Source organism: Erwinia tasmaniensis Et1/99, assembly GCF_000026185.1.
Taxonomy (GTDB): Bacteria; Pseudomonadota; Gammaproteobacteria; order Enterobacterales; family Enterobacteriaceae; genus Erwinia; species Erwinia tasmaniensis.
Genome location: NC_010694.1, coordinates 395,366 through 408,989 on the forward strand (window position 1 = coordinate 395,366; position 13,624 = coordinate 408,989).

Consider the following 13,624-nt stretch of genomic DNA (forward strand, 5'->3'; position numbering starts at 1 on the left):
GATAAGAACCGTTGCCGTTTTAATGGGACGCAGATTATTCAGTGCAGGTGAATGTTTTTGTAAAGATAAGAAAAAGGCCGCTGGGCGGCCTTTTATCAGAGTCAGGAGCGTGGCACTTTCTCCAGAATCGTAGCCCGGCAGGAAGTCGGCGATGTCGGCCGTAATCTTGCTCTAGCGCGGAATGGCGATCTTGCGTTCCTTCGTTGGACGGTACAGCACGAGCGTTTTGCCGATAACCTGCACGTTAACTGCACGTGTTTCGCGCACGATTGCCTCAACAATCAGGGTTTTCGTTTCACGATCTTCTGTGGCGATTTTCACCTTGATAAGTTCATGGTGCTCAAGTGCTTGTTCGATTTCGGCCAGCACCCCTTCGGTCAAACCATTGTTGCCCAGCATAACAACTGGCTTCAACGGATGGGCCAGACCTTTCAGGTGCTGTTTTTGTTTGGTACTCAGATTCATCGTATATTTTACTTACATTGGGATTGAAAACGGGTCATTCTACCGCCATCTCTGGTGTATCACCAAATCGGCAGCGCTGATTTATGCGGTTTATTTATCGCTACGTTGGATCATAGTTGGAAATTGTATGACTGGTAAAAAGCGTTCGGCCAGTTCCAGCCGCTGGCTACAGGAACACTTTAGCGATAAATATGTGCTTCAGGCACAGAAAAAGGGGTTGCGTTCGCGCGCCTGGTTTAAACTTGACGAAATACAGCAGGGTGACAAACTTTTCAAACCAGGCATGACCGTGGTTGATTTGGGGGCGGCACCCGGCGGTTGGTCACAGTATGTGGTCACGCAGATTGGGTCAAAGGGGCGCGTTATCGCCTGTGATATTCTGCCAATGGACCCGATCGTTGGCGTCGATTTCCTGCAGGGGGACTTCCGAGAGGAACTGGTACTGAAAGCCCTGTTGGAGCGTGTGGGAGAGACCAAAGTTCAGGTGGTGATGTCTGACATGGCCCCTAACATGACCGGTACGCCTGCGGTAGATATTCCCCGGTCAATGTACCTGTGTGAGCTGGCGTTAGCGATGTGCCGGGACGTTCTGGCACCCGGCGGCAGTTTTTTAGTGAAAGTGTTTCAGGGAGATGGCTTTGAAGAATACCTGCGGGAAATTCGCTCCCTGTTTACGAAAGTAAAAATTCGTAAGCCGGACGCTTCGCGCTCTCGTTCGCGTGAAGTGTACATTGTAGCGACAGGGCGCAAACTATAACCAGAATAGCTGGAATGGCTGTCAGTATCGCAGCGATTCCAAGTGTGAAGGATATATAGTACCCTACGCTGTCTGTTAACACCGTTGTAATATGAGGTTAATCCCTTGAGTGACATGGCGAAAAACCTGATCCTCTGGCTAGTCATCGCAGTCGTGCTGATGTCTGTATTCCAGAGCTTTGGGCCCAGCGAGTCGAATGGCCGTAGAGTTGATTATTCAACCTTCTTGTCGGAAGTGAACCAGGATCAGGTCCGCGAGGCACGTATTAACGGGCGTGAGATTAACGTAACCAAAAAAGACAGTAATCGATATACCACCTACATTCCTGTTAACGATCCCAAGTTACTCGATAACCTGTTGACGAAAAATGTAAAAGTAGTAGGCGAACCACCTGAAGAGCCAAGCCTGTTGGCTTCTATCTTCATCTCATGGTTCCCAATGCTGCTACTTATCGGTGTCTGGATCTTCTTTATGCGTCAGATGCAGGGCGGCGGCGGAAAGGGCGCGATGTCCTTCGGCAAGAGCAAGGCCCGCATGCTGACAGAAGATCAAATCAAGACCACCTTTGCGGACGTTGCCGGATGTGACGAAGCAAAAGAAGAAGTTAGCGAGCTGGTGGAATACCTGCGTGAGCCGAGCCGTTTCCAGAAGCTTGGCGGCAAGATCCCGAAAGGCGTACTGATGGTCGGGCCTCCGGGTACCGGTAAAACGCTGTTAGCGAAAGCGATTGCCGGTGAAGCCAAAGTTCCCTTCTTCACCATCTCTGGTTCTGACTTTGTTGAAATGTTTGTCGGTGTGGGTGCGTCCCGCGTTCGTGACATGTTCGAACAGGCGAAGAAAGCGGCACCCTGCATCATCTTCATCGATGAAATTGATGCCGTGGGGCGTCAGCGCGGAGCCGGTTTAGGCGGTGGTCACGATGAGCGTGAGCAAACCTTGAACCAGATGCTGGTAGAAATGGACGGCTTTGAAGGTAACGAAGGCATCATTGTTATTGCCGCGACTAACCGTCCTGACGTACTTGACCCGGCGTTGCTGCGTCCGGGCCGCTTTGACCGTCAGGTTGTTGTCGGCTTGCCGGATGTTCGTGGCCGTGAGCAGATCCTTAAAGTCCATATGCGCCGTGTGCCGTTGTCCCCGGATATCGATGCGGCAATCATTGCGCGCGGTACGCCAGGCTTCTCCGGTGCCGATCTGGCTAACCTGGTCAATGAAGCGGCGCTCTTTGCCGCTCGTGGTAACAAGCGCGTTGTGTCTATGGTTGAATTTGAAAAAGCCAAAGACAAAATCATGATGGGTGCGGAACGTCGCTCTATGGTGATGACCGAAGCGCAGAAGGAGTCGACCGCGTATCACGAAGCGGGGCATGCGATTATCGGCCGCCTGGTACCGGAACACGATCCGGTGCACAAGGTGACGATTATCCCGCGTGGGCGCGCTCTGGGTGTGACCTTCTTCCTGCCTGAAGGCGATGCCATCAGCGCCAGCCGTCAGAAGTTGGAAAGTCAGATTTCTACTCTGTACGGCGGTCGCCTGGCTGAAGAGATTATCTACGGCGTTGAGCATGTTTCCACCGGCGCATCGAACGACATCAAAGTCGCTACGTCGATTGCCCGTAACATGGTGACCCAGTGGGGCTTCTCGGAAAAACTCGGACCGCTTCTGTATGCAGAAGAAGAGGGCGAAGTGTTCCTTGGCCGTTCGGTAGCGAAAGCTAAGCACATGTCCGACGAAACGGCGCGTATCATCGACCAGGAAGTTAAATCCCTGGTGGAGATTAACTACAAGCGGGCTCGTGTGATCCTCGGCGAGAATATGGACATCCTTCACGCGATGAAAGACGCGTTGATGAAGTATGAAACCATTGATGCTCCTCAGATCGACGATCTGATGGCACGCCGTGAAGTGCGTCCGCCGGCAGGCTGGGAAGATCCGGGCAGCACCAACAACTCTGGTGGAAACGGTACGCCACAGGCGCCGCATCCGGTGGACGAACCGAATGCGCCTAACCCAGGCAATACCATGTCAGAGCAGTTAGGCGACAAGTAACGGCCCAGGCTGTAAACTGTTGTTATTATCAACCCCGGCAATGTCCGGGGTTTTTTTATAGCCCGATTCACGGAGACAATTTGTTATGAAGCTGTACGCCAGAGATGCCGTGCTCGATCTTTCTCATCCCCACGTGATGGGGATTTTGAATGTCACCCCTGACTCTTTTTCTGATGGCGGTAAGCATAACGAATTAATCCAGGCACTGACCCACGCGAATGAGATGATCAACGCCGGAGCAACGATTATTGATGTTGGCGGCGAGTCCACGCGGCCCGGCGCCGCGGAAGTCAGCGTTGAGCAGGAGCTGGAGCGCGTTATTCCGGTGGTGGAGGCTATCGCTCAACGTTTTGAGGTATGGATCTCGGTTGATACCTCCAAGCCAGAGGTGATCCTCGAAGCGGCCCGCGCCGGGGCGCATATCATCAACGACGTTCGCTCCTTACAAGAGCCCGGTGCGCTGGCGGCGGCTGCGCAAACGGGGTTGCCGGTCTGTTTGATGCACATGCAGGGTGAGCCTAAAACCATGCAGCAGTCGCCGCAATACCCGAACGTTGTGCGCGCCGTGGAAAAGTTCTTTGTGGATAATATTGCCCGCTGCGAAGCCGCCGGGATTAAAAAATCGCAGTTGTTGCTCGACCCGGGTTTTGGTTTCGGTAAGAATCTGTCCCACAATTATCAGCTGCTGGCGCATCTGGCCGATTTCCACCACTTTGGTCTGCCGCTGCTGGTCGGATTATCACGTAAGAGTATGATCGGCCAGTTGCTGAACGTAGGGCCTTCACAGCGGTTGACCGGCAGCCTGGCGTGCGCGGTCATTGCCGCAATGCAGGGGGCCCATATTTTGCGTGTGCACGATGTCAAAGAAACCGTAGAGGCAATGCGCGTTGTCGAAGCCACTCAGTCTGCAAGGGAAAAATAATATTATGAGCGAGCGTAAATATTTTGGTACAGATGGGATCCGCGGCAAGGTCGGTGAGTCGCCCATCACGCCGGATTTCGTCCTGAAGTTAGGCTTTGCCGCAGGGAAAGTCCTGGCGCGCCACGGATCCAAGCAGATTATCATTGGTAAAGACACGCGTATATCCGGCTATATGCTTGAATCAGCGCTTGAAGCAGGCCTGGCGGCGGCGGGACTGTCTGCGGCATTCACCGGGCCAATGCCCACGCCGGCGGTGGCGTATCTAACCCGTACGTTCCGTGCCGAAGCTGGAATTGTGATCTCTGCTTCACATAACCCGTTTGACGACAACGGCATCAAGTTTTTCTCGACCGAGGGCACCAAGCTGCCTGATGACGTGGAAGCGGCGATTGAAGCTGAAATGGAAAAACCGATCACCTGCGTAGAGTCTGCTGCGCTGGGCCGTGCCAGTCGTATCGTCGATGCCGCCGGGCGCTACATCGAGTTTTGCAAAGGCACCTTCCCCAGCCAGCTTAGCCTCAACGGACTGAAAATCGTGGTTGACTGCGCCAACGGCGCAACCTATCACATTGCCCCGAACGTGCTGCGTGAACTGGGGGCCACGGTCATCTCAATTGGCGTTCAGCCCGATGGCATGAATATCAACAAAGAGTGTGGCGCAACCGATCTGCGGCTGTTGCAGGAGCGCGTGCTGGCAGAAAAAGCCGACGTTGGCCTTGCCTACGACGGTGACGGCGATCGCATCATGATGGTTGACCATTTGGGGCATAAAGTCGACGGCGATCAGATCCTGTATCTGATTGCTCGTGAAGGGCTGCGCCAGGGGGAGCTGCGCGGCGGCGTGGTCGGCACCTTAATGAGCAATATGGGCCTGGAGCTGGCGCTAAAACAGCTTGGTATTCCTTTTGCCCGTGCAAAAGTAGGCGACCGCTATGTGCTTGAGAAGCTGAAAGAGAAGGGGTGGCGGCTTGGGGCTGAAAACTCCGGGCATGTTATCCTACTGGACAAAACAACCACCGGTGACGGCATCGTAGCCGGTTTGCAGGTACTTACTGCAATGGTGCGCAATCATATGAGCCTGCACGATTTATGCAGCGGTATGAAGCTACTGCCACAAATATTGGTGAATGTCCGCTTCAGTGGCTCCAGTGACCCGCTGGAGGACGCGCGGGTCAAGGCGGTAACGGCTGAAGCTGAAATTGAGCTCAAGGGGCGTGGTCGCGTACTGTTGCGTAAATCCGGCACCGAACCGTTAATTCGTGTGATGGTGGAAGGGGAAGATGAAGCCCTGGTCAGCACCTTGGCCAACCGTATTGCCGATGCGGTGAAGGCGGTTTGATACGGTGATTTTTGATACGGCGATTAAAGCTGCCCAGTAATCGCCTCATGTGCCCGGTAAGGATGATCGGTTTATACCGGCTGTCCTGCCTGCACCTGGCCTGACATGGCTTTTTTCGCTTATTAAATACACGTTTATCCTGTTGAAATCCGCTCTTTGTCGTTTTTTTCCGCAATCGGAATGGGCTAACGAAATTGCTCTTGCGTGCGCGGCCCCCTTTGGTTAGTATTCACACCCGCTTCTGATGGGTAGTGATAAACTATCTTTCTCACTGGTTTGAAGCTTTTGATGTGCGGTTAACGCGCAAGGAACAAGGTTGATTATGTACGAAGCTCTTTTAGTAGTTTTCCTTATTGTGGCAATCGGCCTTGTTGGTCTGATCATGCTTCAGCAAGGCAAAGGCGCTGATATGGGAGCATCATTTGGTGCAGGCGCTTCCGGTACGCTGTTTGGCTCTAACGGTTCAGGTAACTTTATGACCCGTATGACCGCAGTGCTGGCGACCCTGTTCTTCATCATCAGCCTGATCTTGGGTAACATCAACAGCAACAAAACTCAGAAAGGAAGCGAGTGGGAAAATCTGTCTCAGCCGGCGCAGTCACAACAGACTCAGCCAGCCAAACCGGCAACGCCGGGCAGCGATATCCCGCAGTAAGTTGTTAGTGCAGTAGTTTCGACGCGACAGAAATCAAAAAGTCGCCTCTTTAGTGCCGTGGTGGTGGAATTGGTAGACACGCTACCTTGAGGTGGTAGTGCCCGCATGGGCTTACGGGTTCAAGTCCCGTCCTCGGTACCAAATCAAAGTTTTGCTTGTGAATTATGCAAGTTATGCGTATTATTCGGACGCGGGGTGGAGCAGCCTGGTAGCTCGTCGGGCTCATAACCCGAAGGTCGTCGGTTCAAATCCGGCCCCCGCAACCACTTTCCCTTAGAGTTCTTTTTCAAATATACTGTTTACTTCGCAATGTGCATGGCAGATTATTTTGGAAAAAATTCTTTCGGACTGTGCCGAACCGCGATTCGCGGTTTACAGGGTCCAGTCACAATAAGCCCCGATATTTCGGGGTTTTTTGTTATCAGGAAGCAGCATCACTGGGCTATAGGCCCTTTTTTTACGTCTTGGGGGTGGGATTGTCCACATTAGAGCAAAAATTAACAGAGCTGATCTCAGCACCGGTAGAAGCGCTAGGCTACGAACTGGTTGGTATTGAGTTTGTACGCGGGCGCACATCCACCTTGCGCATCTATATTGATAGTGAAGATGGCATCAATGTTGATGATTGTGCTGATGTGAGCCACCAGGTCAGTGCGGTAATGGACGTCGAAGACCCGATTACCGTGGCCTACAACCTCGAAGTTTCCTCGCCGGGCCTTGATCGACCAATGTTTACCGCAGAGCATTACGCGCGTTTTACTGGCGAAGAAGTGAGCCTGGTGCTGCGTATGGCGGTTCAGAACCGTCGCAAATGGCAGGGTATCATTAAGTCTGTCGAGGGTGAGATGATCACCGTTGCCGTTGAGGGTAACGACGAAGTGTTCGCGCTGAGTAACATCCAGAAGGCGAACCTGGTTCCCCACTTTTAAAAGTCCGGATTGAGGCATACCAGGATGAACAAAGAAATCTTAGCTGTTGTAGAAGCGGTCTCTAATGAGAAGTCCCTCCCACGCGAGAAGATTTTCGAAGCGCTGGAGAGCGCGCTGGCCACAGCCACCAAGAAAAAATACGAGCAGGAAATTGACGTGCGCGTCAGTATCGATCGCAAAAGCGGCGATTTTGATACCTTCCGCCGTTGGCTGATTGTTGATGAAGTCACCCAGCCTACCCGCGAAATCACGCTGGAAGCTGCACTCTATGAAGATGAATCGTTCTCTCTTGGCGGGTTTGTCGAAGATCAGATTGAATCTGTCACCTTCGATCGTATTACAACCCAGACGGCCAAGCAGGTTATCGTTCAGAAAGTGCGCGAAGCCGAGCGTGCAATGGTCGTCGACCAGTTCCGCGAGCAGGAAGGCGAAATCATCACTGGCGTAGTGAAGAAAGTCAGCCGTGACAACATTTCACTCGAAGTTCGGCCAAACGATGGTTCCAGTACCAACGCAGAAGCCGTTATCATTCGTGAAGATATGCTGCCGCGCGAAAACTTCCGCCCTGGCGATCGTATTCGTGGCGTACTGTATGCCGTGCGCCCTGAAGCGCGTGGCGCGCAGCTGTTCGTCAGCCGTTCTAAACCAGAAATGTTGATCGAACTTTTCCGCATAGAAGTGCCGGAAATAGCCGAAGAAGTCCTTGAAATTAAAGCCGCCGCGCGCGATCCGGGCTCCCGAGCCAAGATCGCCGTGAAAACCAACGACAAGCGTATTGACCCGGTCGGCGCCTGTGTAGGTATGCGTGGTGCGCGTGTTCAGGCGGTATCCAGTGAGCTGGGTGGCGAGCGTATTGATATCGTGCTGTGGGATGACAATCCTGCACAGTTCGTGATCAACGCAATGGCCCCGGCGGATGTCGCCTCTATCGTGGTGGATGAAGACAATCACACCATGGATATCGCTGTGGAAGCCGGAAATCTGGCCCAGGCGATCGGCCGTAATGGCCAAAACGTGCGTCTGGCTTCGCAGCTAAGTGGCTGGGAGCTAAACGTGATGACGGTCGACGACCTGCAGGCTAAGCATCAGGCTGAAGCTCATGCTGCCATCGACGTCTTTACCAAACATCTCGATATTGATGAAGACTTTGCTACCCTGTTGGTAGAAGAAGGCTTCTCTTCTCTGGAAGAGCTGGCTTACGTGCCGATCAACGAGCTGTTGGAAATCGACGGTCTGGATGAAGAGACAGTAGAAGCGTTGCGCGACCGGGCTAAAAACGCGTTAACCACCCTTGCACTGGCTAAGGAAGAGAGCTTGGGCGACACCCAACCGGCTGAAGATTTACTCAGTCTGGAAGGCCTTGAACGTGAGCTGGCCTTTAAGCTGGCTGCGAAAGGCGTGTGTACGCTGGAAGATCTTGCCGAGCAGGGTGTTGACGATCTGTCAGATATTGAAGGCCTGAGCGATGAGCGGGCTGGTGAGCTGATTATGGCTGCACGAAATATCTGCTGGTTCGGCGACGACGCGTAATAAACTGTAGCAGGAAGGAACAGCATGACGACAGATGTAACCGTAAAATCGCTGGCCGCAGAGATTCAGACACCCGTAGAACGCCTGGTACAGCAGTTTGCTGATGCAGGGATCCAAAAGTCTGAAACCGACTCTGTTACCCAGCATGAAAAAGAGACATTACTTGCCCACCTGAACCGCGAACACGGTGGTGGAACAAGTAAGCTGACTCTGCAGCGCAAAACGCGCAGCACCTTGAATGTTCCCGGCACCGGGGGCAAAAGTAAATCGGTGCAAATCGAAGTCCGCAAAAAGCGCACCTATGTAAAAGGCGATCCGGCTAATGCTGAACAGGCAGAAGCTGAAGCGCAGGCAGAGCGTGAAGCGGAAGAACTGGCTCGTCGCGAGGCTGAAGAAAAAGCCCAGCGCGAAGCTCAAGACAAAGCAAAGCGTGAAGCCGAGGAGCAGGCCAAGCGTGAGGCAGCTGATAAAGCCAAACGTGAAGCGGCGGAAAAAGATAAAGTGAGCAATCAACATACCGACGAAACAACCCGGGCCACTCAGTCCGACAGAGCCCGCCGTGAAGCGGAAGCGGCTGAACTGAAGCGTAAAGCTGAAGAAGAAGCGCATCGCAAGATTGAAGAAGAAGCGAAGCGTGTAGCGGAAGAGGCGCGTAAAATGGCGGAAGAGAAAGGCGAAGAGTGGGCGGTAGCGAAAGAGGTAGAAGACACCTCCGATTACCACGTCACCACTTCAACTCACGCTCGTGCAGCGGAAGACGAGAACGACGCGCAGGTTGAAGGCGATCGTCGCACTCGTGCCGTACGTCCGGCCAAAGCTCCGGTGCGTAAGAAAGGCAACAAGCATTCCGAAGCCAAAACCGATCGTGAAGAGGCGCGTGCGCAGGTTCGCGGCGGTAAAGGCGGCAAGCGTAAGCCGAGCACTCTGCAGCAGAGCTTTAACAAGCCAGCACAGGCGGTTAACCGTGATGTGATTATCGGTGAAACTATCACCGTAGCGGAACTGGCTAACAAAATGGCCGTTAAAGGTTCTCAGGTCATCAAAGCGATGATGAAACTGGGCGCTATGGCGACCATCAATCAGGTTATCGATCAGGAAACTGCCCAGCTGGTCGCGGAAGAAATGGGTCACAAAGTGACTCTACGCCGCGAAAATGAGCTGGAAGAAGCGGTAATGAGCGATCGTGACACCGATGCGGTGCTGGAATCTCGTGCTCCGGTCGTGACCATTATGGGTCACGTTGACCACGGAAAAACCTCACTGCTGGATTATATCCGCTCAACCAAAGTCGCCTCCGGCGAAGCGGGCGGCATTACACAGCATATCGGTGCTTACCACGTTGAAACCGATAACGGTATGGTGACCTTCCTGGATACCCCAGGCCACGCCGCGTTTACCGCGATGCGTGCCCGTGGTGCTCAGGCGACCGATATTGTTATCCTGGTCGTTGCTGCTGACGATGGCGTGATGCCTCAGACCATTGAAGCGGTCCAGCATGCGAAGGCGGCAAAAGTGCCGGTCGTCGTTGCTGTGAACAAATGTGATAAGCCGGAAGCCGATCCGGACCGTGTTAAAAACGAACTCACCCAGTACGGCATCATTCCGGAAGAGTGGGGCGGCGAGAACATGTTTGTCAATGTATCAGCGAAAGCCGGTACCGGTATTGATGACCTGCTTAACGCTATCCTGCTGCAGGCGGAAGTTCTCGAACTGTCCGCAGTACGTCAGGGTATGGCGAGCGGCGTAGTGATCGAATCCTTCCTGGATAAAGGCCGTGGCCCGGTTGCTACCGTGCTGGTCCGCGAAGGTACCCTGAATAAAGGCGATATCGTACTCTGTGGCTTTGAGTACGGCCGCGTACGAGCTATGCGTGACGAGCTGGGCCGCGAAGTATTGACTGCTGGCCCATCTATCCCGGTTGAAATCCTCGGCATGTCCGGCGTTCCGGCAGCGGGTGATGAAGCAACCGTGGTACGCGATGAGAAGAAAGCGCGTGAAGTTGCGCTGTATCGCCAGGGTAAATTCCGTGAAGTTAAGCTGGCGCGTCAGCAGAAATCCAAGCTGGAGAACATGTTTGCTAACATGACCGAAGGCGAAGTGTCTGAACTGAACATCGTGCTGAAAGCTGACGTTCAGGGTTCTGTCGAAGCGATCTCCGACTCTCTGCTGAAACTTTCTACTGATGAAGTGAAAGTGAAAATCGTTGGCTCCGGCGTGGGCGGTATCACTGAAACTGATGCGACCCTGGCCGCAGCGTCTAACGCTATCCTGGTGGGCTTCAACGTGCGTGCCGATGCATCTGCGCGCCGCGTGATCGATACAGAAAGCTTGGATCTGCGTTACTACTCCGTCATCTATAACCTGATTGACGAAGTAAAAGCGGCGATGAGCGGCATGCTGGCACCTGAGTACAAACAGCAGATCATTGGTCTGGCTGCGGTACGTGACGTGTTCAAATCACCGAAATTTGGTGCTATCGCCGGTTGTATGGTGACCGAAGGTAACATTAAACGTCACAACCCAATCCGCGTGCTGCGTGACAACGTGGTTATCTACGAAGGTGAGCTGGAATCTCTGCGCCGCTTCAAAGATGACGTTAACGAAGTCCGTAACGGCATGGAATGTGGTATCGGCGTGAAGAACTACAACGATGTGCGTGTTGGCGATATGATCGAAGTGTTCGAAATTATCGAAATCCAGCGTACTATCGATTAATAATCTGACAGGTATCCAGCAAATTTCGCGTTGCGGCACGATGACAACCGAATACGCACCGGTCACCGATTTAAACCTGTGACCGGTGCATAAAAGGAACAGTTAACGTCGCCGGGTGCAAAAGATGTAGGATATTATTTGGGAGGCTTCTGGCCTCCCAAATTATTTGGAGATAAAAATTATGGCGAAAGAATTTGGTCGCCCGCAGCGCGTTTCTCAGGAGCTGCAAAAAGAGATCGCTATCATTCTGCAACGTGAGATTAAAGATCCGCGTCTGGGCATGATGGTGACCGTTTCCGGTGTGGACGTATCCCGTGACCTGGCCTATGCCAAAGTGTTTGTCACCTTCCTTAACGACAAAGACGAAGCGGCCATTAAAGGGGGCTTACGCGCTCTGGGCGATGCTTCTGGCTATATCCGCACCCTGCTTGGTAAGGCAATGCGCCTGCGTATCGTGCCTGAACTGACTTTCTTCTACGATAATTCGCTGGTTGAAGGGATGCGCATGTCTAACCTGGTGACTAACGTGGTCAGAAACGACGAAGAGCGTCGTGGTCCTGCTGAAGAAAACCCGGAAGAAGGCAAGGCTGAGTAATGAGTCGTCCTCGTCGTCGCGGTCGCGATATTCACGGCGTGCTGCTGCTGGATAAACCTCAGGGGCTCTCCTCCAACGATGCGCTGCAAAAAGTCAAACGCCTGTACAACGCCAACCGTGCAGGTCATACCGGCGCGCTGGATCCGCTGGCGACCGGTATGCTGCCCATCTGTCTGGGGGAAGCAACCAAGTTTTCCCAGTATCTGCTGGATTCGGACAAACGCTATCGGGTGATTGCTCGCCTCGGTCAGCGCACCGATACCTCGGATGCGGATGGCATAGTGGTCAGTGAGCGGCCGTTGGCCTTCACCGCACAAGCTCTGGAACAGGCGTTGGACGGTTTTCGCGGCGAAACGCAGCAGATCCCTTCAATGTATTCGGCACTGAAATACCAGGGGCGTAAACTTTACGAATATGCCCGTGAAGGAATTGAGGTGCCGCGTGAATCGCGCAGCATTATGGTGTATGAGCTACTGTTTATCCGCCATGAAGGTAACGAGCTGGAGCTGGAAATTCACGTCTCGAAAGGCACTTATATCCGTACCATTATCGACGATCTCGGTGAAAAGCTGGGCTGTGGTGCGCATGTGACTTATCTGCGTCGCCTTCAGGTTGCCCGCTATCCGATCGAAAGGATGGTCACACTGGAGCAGCTTAGCGCGGTGTCCGAAGAGGCGCACCGCGCCGGCGTATCGCCTGCCGATCTGCTCGACCCGCTGCTGATGCCGATGGATAGCCCGGCATCTGAATATCCGGTGGTGAATCTGCTGAGTAGTGTGGCTGCGTACTTTAAGCAGGGCATGCCGGTACAGGTGGCCGGTGCGCCAGCAGACGGACTGGTGCGCGTGACGGAAGGTGAGCAGGGCAAGTTTATTGGTATGGCTGAAATTGCTGACGATGGACGCGTAGCGCCGCGCAGGCTGGTTGTAGAATATTCCGACTAGCATTACCCAAGTCATTCGGGGTGCAGGAAGGTGACAGGCTCGTGTGTCCTCTGATGTAGAGATCGCTGTGTGACCGGCGTCACGCGCAGCCTATGCATCTGCAGCTTGAAATATGACGGGTAAATTTGCGCTCTGGCATGGCTAAGAGTAGAATGGCGCGGTTTTACACTGGGTGGCTGAATTAGAGATCGGCGCCTGTACATTTATCTTAAAATTTGGAGTTGTCTCATGTCTCTAAGTAATGAAACTAAAGCAAAAATCGTTGCTGATTTCGGTCGCGATGCTAACGACAGTGGTTCTACAGAAGTTCAGGTTGCACTGCTGACCGCACAGATTAGCCATCTGCAGGGTCACTTCTCTGAGCACAAAAAAGACCACCATAGCCGTCGTGGCCTGCTGCGTATGGTATCTCAGCGTCGTAAGCTGCTGGATTACCTCAAGCGTAAAGACGTTTCACGCTACACCGGTCTGATCGCGCGTCTGGGTCTGCGTCGCTAAGTCATACAGGCTGTCCCGTCCCGTTTTCAGTTTTCTGACAACGCCGTGGACATTCGGACAGCCTGGTGCAAGTTTGCTGGGAAGGGGCCTTAATGGCCCCTTTTTTCAAGCAGGCGGCAGCAATTAAACGCAAACTATTGTATTGTTGATTCGTGTGATCTTCAGTTGCAGATTTTCGCGCGGCTAATGAGAGGCCTTATTCCATTAGGGGTTAGGATTGTCATTA

Annotated in this window: 12 protein-coding genes and 2 tRNA genes; 13 read left to right on the forward strand and 1 reads right to left on the reverse strand. The window is 53.3% G+C overall.

Annotation, left to right across the window (positions count from 1 at the left end):
* Nucleotides 1-171: 171 nt before the first annotated feature.
* Nucleotides 172-465, reverse strand: a complete 294-nt coding sequence (gene yhbY, locus ETA_RS02815; RefSeq protein ID WP_012440100.1) for a ribosome assembly RNA-binding protein YhbY — start codon at nucleotides 463-465, stop codon at nucleotides 172-174.
* 127 nt (nucleotides 466-592) lie between these two features.
* Here yhbY and rlmE point away from each other — a divergent pair, with 127 nt between their 5' ends.
* From rlmE to rpsO, 13 genes are all read left to right on the forward strand, one after another.
* Nucleotides 593-1,222, forward strand: coding sequence for a 23S rRNA (uridine(2552)-2'-O)-methyltransferase RlmE (rlmE, locus tag ETA_RS02820; RefSeq protein ID WP_012440101.1), 630 nt, complete (start codon nucleotides 593-595; stop codon nucleotides 1,220-1,222).
* Nucleotides 1,223-1,336: 114 nt separating this feature from the next.
* Nucleotides 1,337-3,271: an ATP-dependent zinc metalloprotease FtsH gene (ftsH, locus tag ETA_RS02825; RefSeq protein WP_012440102.1), complete on the forward strand. Its 1,935-nt coding sequence runs from the start codon at nucleotides 1,337-1,339 to the stop codon at nucleotides 3,269-3,271.
* A gap of 85 nt (nucleotides 3,272-3,356) precedes the next feature.
* Entirely contained in the window at nucleotides 3,357-4,193 is an 837-nt protein-coding gene (gene folP, locus ETA_RS02830; protein WP_012440103.1) for a dihydropteroate synthase, read from the forward strand.
* 4 nt (nucleotides 4,194-4,197) lie between these two features.
* The gene (glmM, locus tag ETA_RS02835) at nucleotides 4,198-5,532 is read left to right on the forward strand and encodes a phosphoglucosamine mutase (protein WP_012440104.1); all 1,335 of its coding nucleotides are present in this window, start codon (nucleotides 4,198-4,200) and stop codon (nucleotides 5,530-5,532) included.
* 322 nt (nucleotides 5,533-5,854) lie between these two features.
* Nucleotides 5,855-6,187, forward strand: a complete 333-nt coding sequence (secG, locus tag ETA_RS02840) for a preprotein translocase subunit SecG (protein ID WP_012440105.1) — start codon at nucleotides 5,855-5,857, stop codon at nucleotides 6,185-6,187.
* 54 nt (nucleotides 6,188-6,241) lie between these two features.
* A tRNA-Leu gene (locus ETA_RS02845) sits at nucleotides 6,242-6,328 on the forward strand.
* Between the two features lie 48 nt (nucleotides 6,329-6,376).
* Nucleotides 6,377-6,453, forward strand: a tRNA-Met gene (locus ETA_RS02850).
* Nucleotides 6,454-6,663: 210 nt separating this feature from the next.
* Nucleotides 6,664-7,116: a ribosome maturation factor RimP gene (gene rimP, locus ETA_RS02855; protein ID WP_023653568.1), complete on the forward strand. Its 453-nt coding sequence runs from the start codon at nucleotides 6,664-6,666 to the stop codon at nucleotides 7,114-7,116.
* A gap of 24 nt (nucleotides 7,117-7,140) precedes the next feature.
* Nucleotides 7,141-8,646, forward strand: a complete 1,506-nt coding sequence (gene nusA, locus ETA_RS02860) for a transcription termination factor NusA (protein WP_012440107.1) — start codon at nucleotides 7,141-7,143, stop codon at nucleotides 8,644-8,646.
* 24 nt (nucleotides 8,647-8,670) lie between these two features.
* Entirely contained in the window at nucleotides 8,671-11,361 is a 2,691-nt protein-coding gene (gene infB, locus ETA_RS02865; protein WP_012440108.1) for a translation initiation factor IF-2, read from the forward strand.
* A gap of 181 nt (nucleotides 11,362-11,542) precedes the next feature.
* Nucleotides 11,543-11,956 (forward strand): 30S ribosome-binding factor RbfA, encoded by a 414-nt coding sequence (rbfA, locus tag ETA_RS02870; protein WP_012440109.1) that lies wholly within the window; start codon nucleotides 11,543-11,545, stop codon nucleotides 11,954-11,956.
* Nucleotides 11,956-12,900, forward strand: a complete 945-nt coding sequence (gene truB, locus ETA_RS02875; RefSeq protein ID WP_012440110.1) for a tRNA pseudouridine(55) synthase TruB — start codon at nucleotides 11,956-11,958, stop codon at nucleotides 12,898-12,900. Before rbfA ends, truB begins: the two co-directional genes overlap by 1 nt.
* Nucleotides 12,901-13,128: 228 nt before the next feature.
* Nucleotides 13,129-13,398, forward strand: coding sequence for a 30S ribosomal protein S15 (rpsO, locus tag ETA_RS02880; RefSeq protein ID WP_012440111.1), 270 nt, complete (start codon nucleotides 13,129-13,131; stop codon nucleotides 13,396-13,398).
* The last annotated feature ends 226 nt before the right edge of the window (nucleotides 13,399-13,624 follow it).

What these genes read in the sequence shown, in the direction of transcription:
- rlmE (WP_012440101.1), top strand. Translation starts at nt 593, where the DNA reads ATGACTGGTAAAAAGCGTTCGGCCAGTTCCAGCCGCTGGCTACAGGAA.
- rbfA (WP_012440109.1), top strand. Translation starts at nt 11,543, where the DNA reads ATGGCGAAAGAATTTGGTCGCCCGCAGCGCGTTTCTCAGGAGCTGCAA.
- infB (WP_012440108.1), top strand. Translation starts at nt 8,671, where the DNA reads ATGACGACAGATGTAACCGTAAAATCGCTGGCCGCAGAGATTCAGACA.
- ftsH (WP_012440102.1), top strand. Translation starts at nt 1,337, where the DNA reads ATGGCGAAAAACCTGATCCTCTGGCTAGTCATCGCAGTCGTGCTGATG.
- nusA (WP_012440107.1), top strand. Translation starts at nt 7,141, where the DNA reads ATGAACAAAGAAATCTTAGCTGTTGTAGAAGCGGTCTCTAATGAGAAG.
- yhbY (WP_012440100.1), bottom strand. Translation starts at nt 465, where the DNA reads ATGAATCTGAGTACCAAACAAAAACAGCACCTGAAAGGTCTGGCCCAT.
- folP (WP_012440103.1), top strand. Translation starts at nt 3,357, where the DNA reads ATGAAGCTGTACGCCAGAGATGCCGTGCTCGATCTTTCTCATCCCCAC.
- glmM (WP_012440104.1), top strand. Translation starts at nt 4,198, where the DNA reads ATGAGCGAGCGTAAATATTTTGGTACAGATGGGATCCGCGGCAAGGTC.
- truB (WP_012440110.1), top strand. Translation starts at nt 11,956, where the DNA reads ATGAGTCGTCCTCGTCGTCGCGGTCGCGATATTCACGGCGTGCTGCTG.
- secG (WP_012440105.1), top strand. Translation starts at nt 5,855, where the DNA reads ATGTACGAAGCTCTTTTAGTAGTTTTCCTTATTGTGGCAATCGGCCTT.
- rpsO (WP_012440111.1), top strand. Translation starts at nt 13,129, where the DNA reads ATGTCTCTAAGTAATGAAACTAAAGCAAAAATCGTTGCTGATTTCGGT.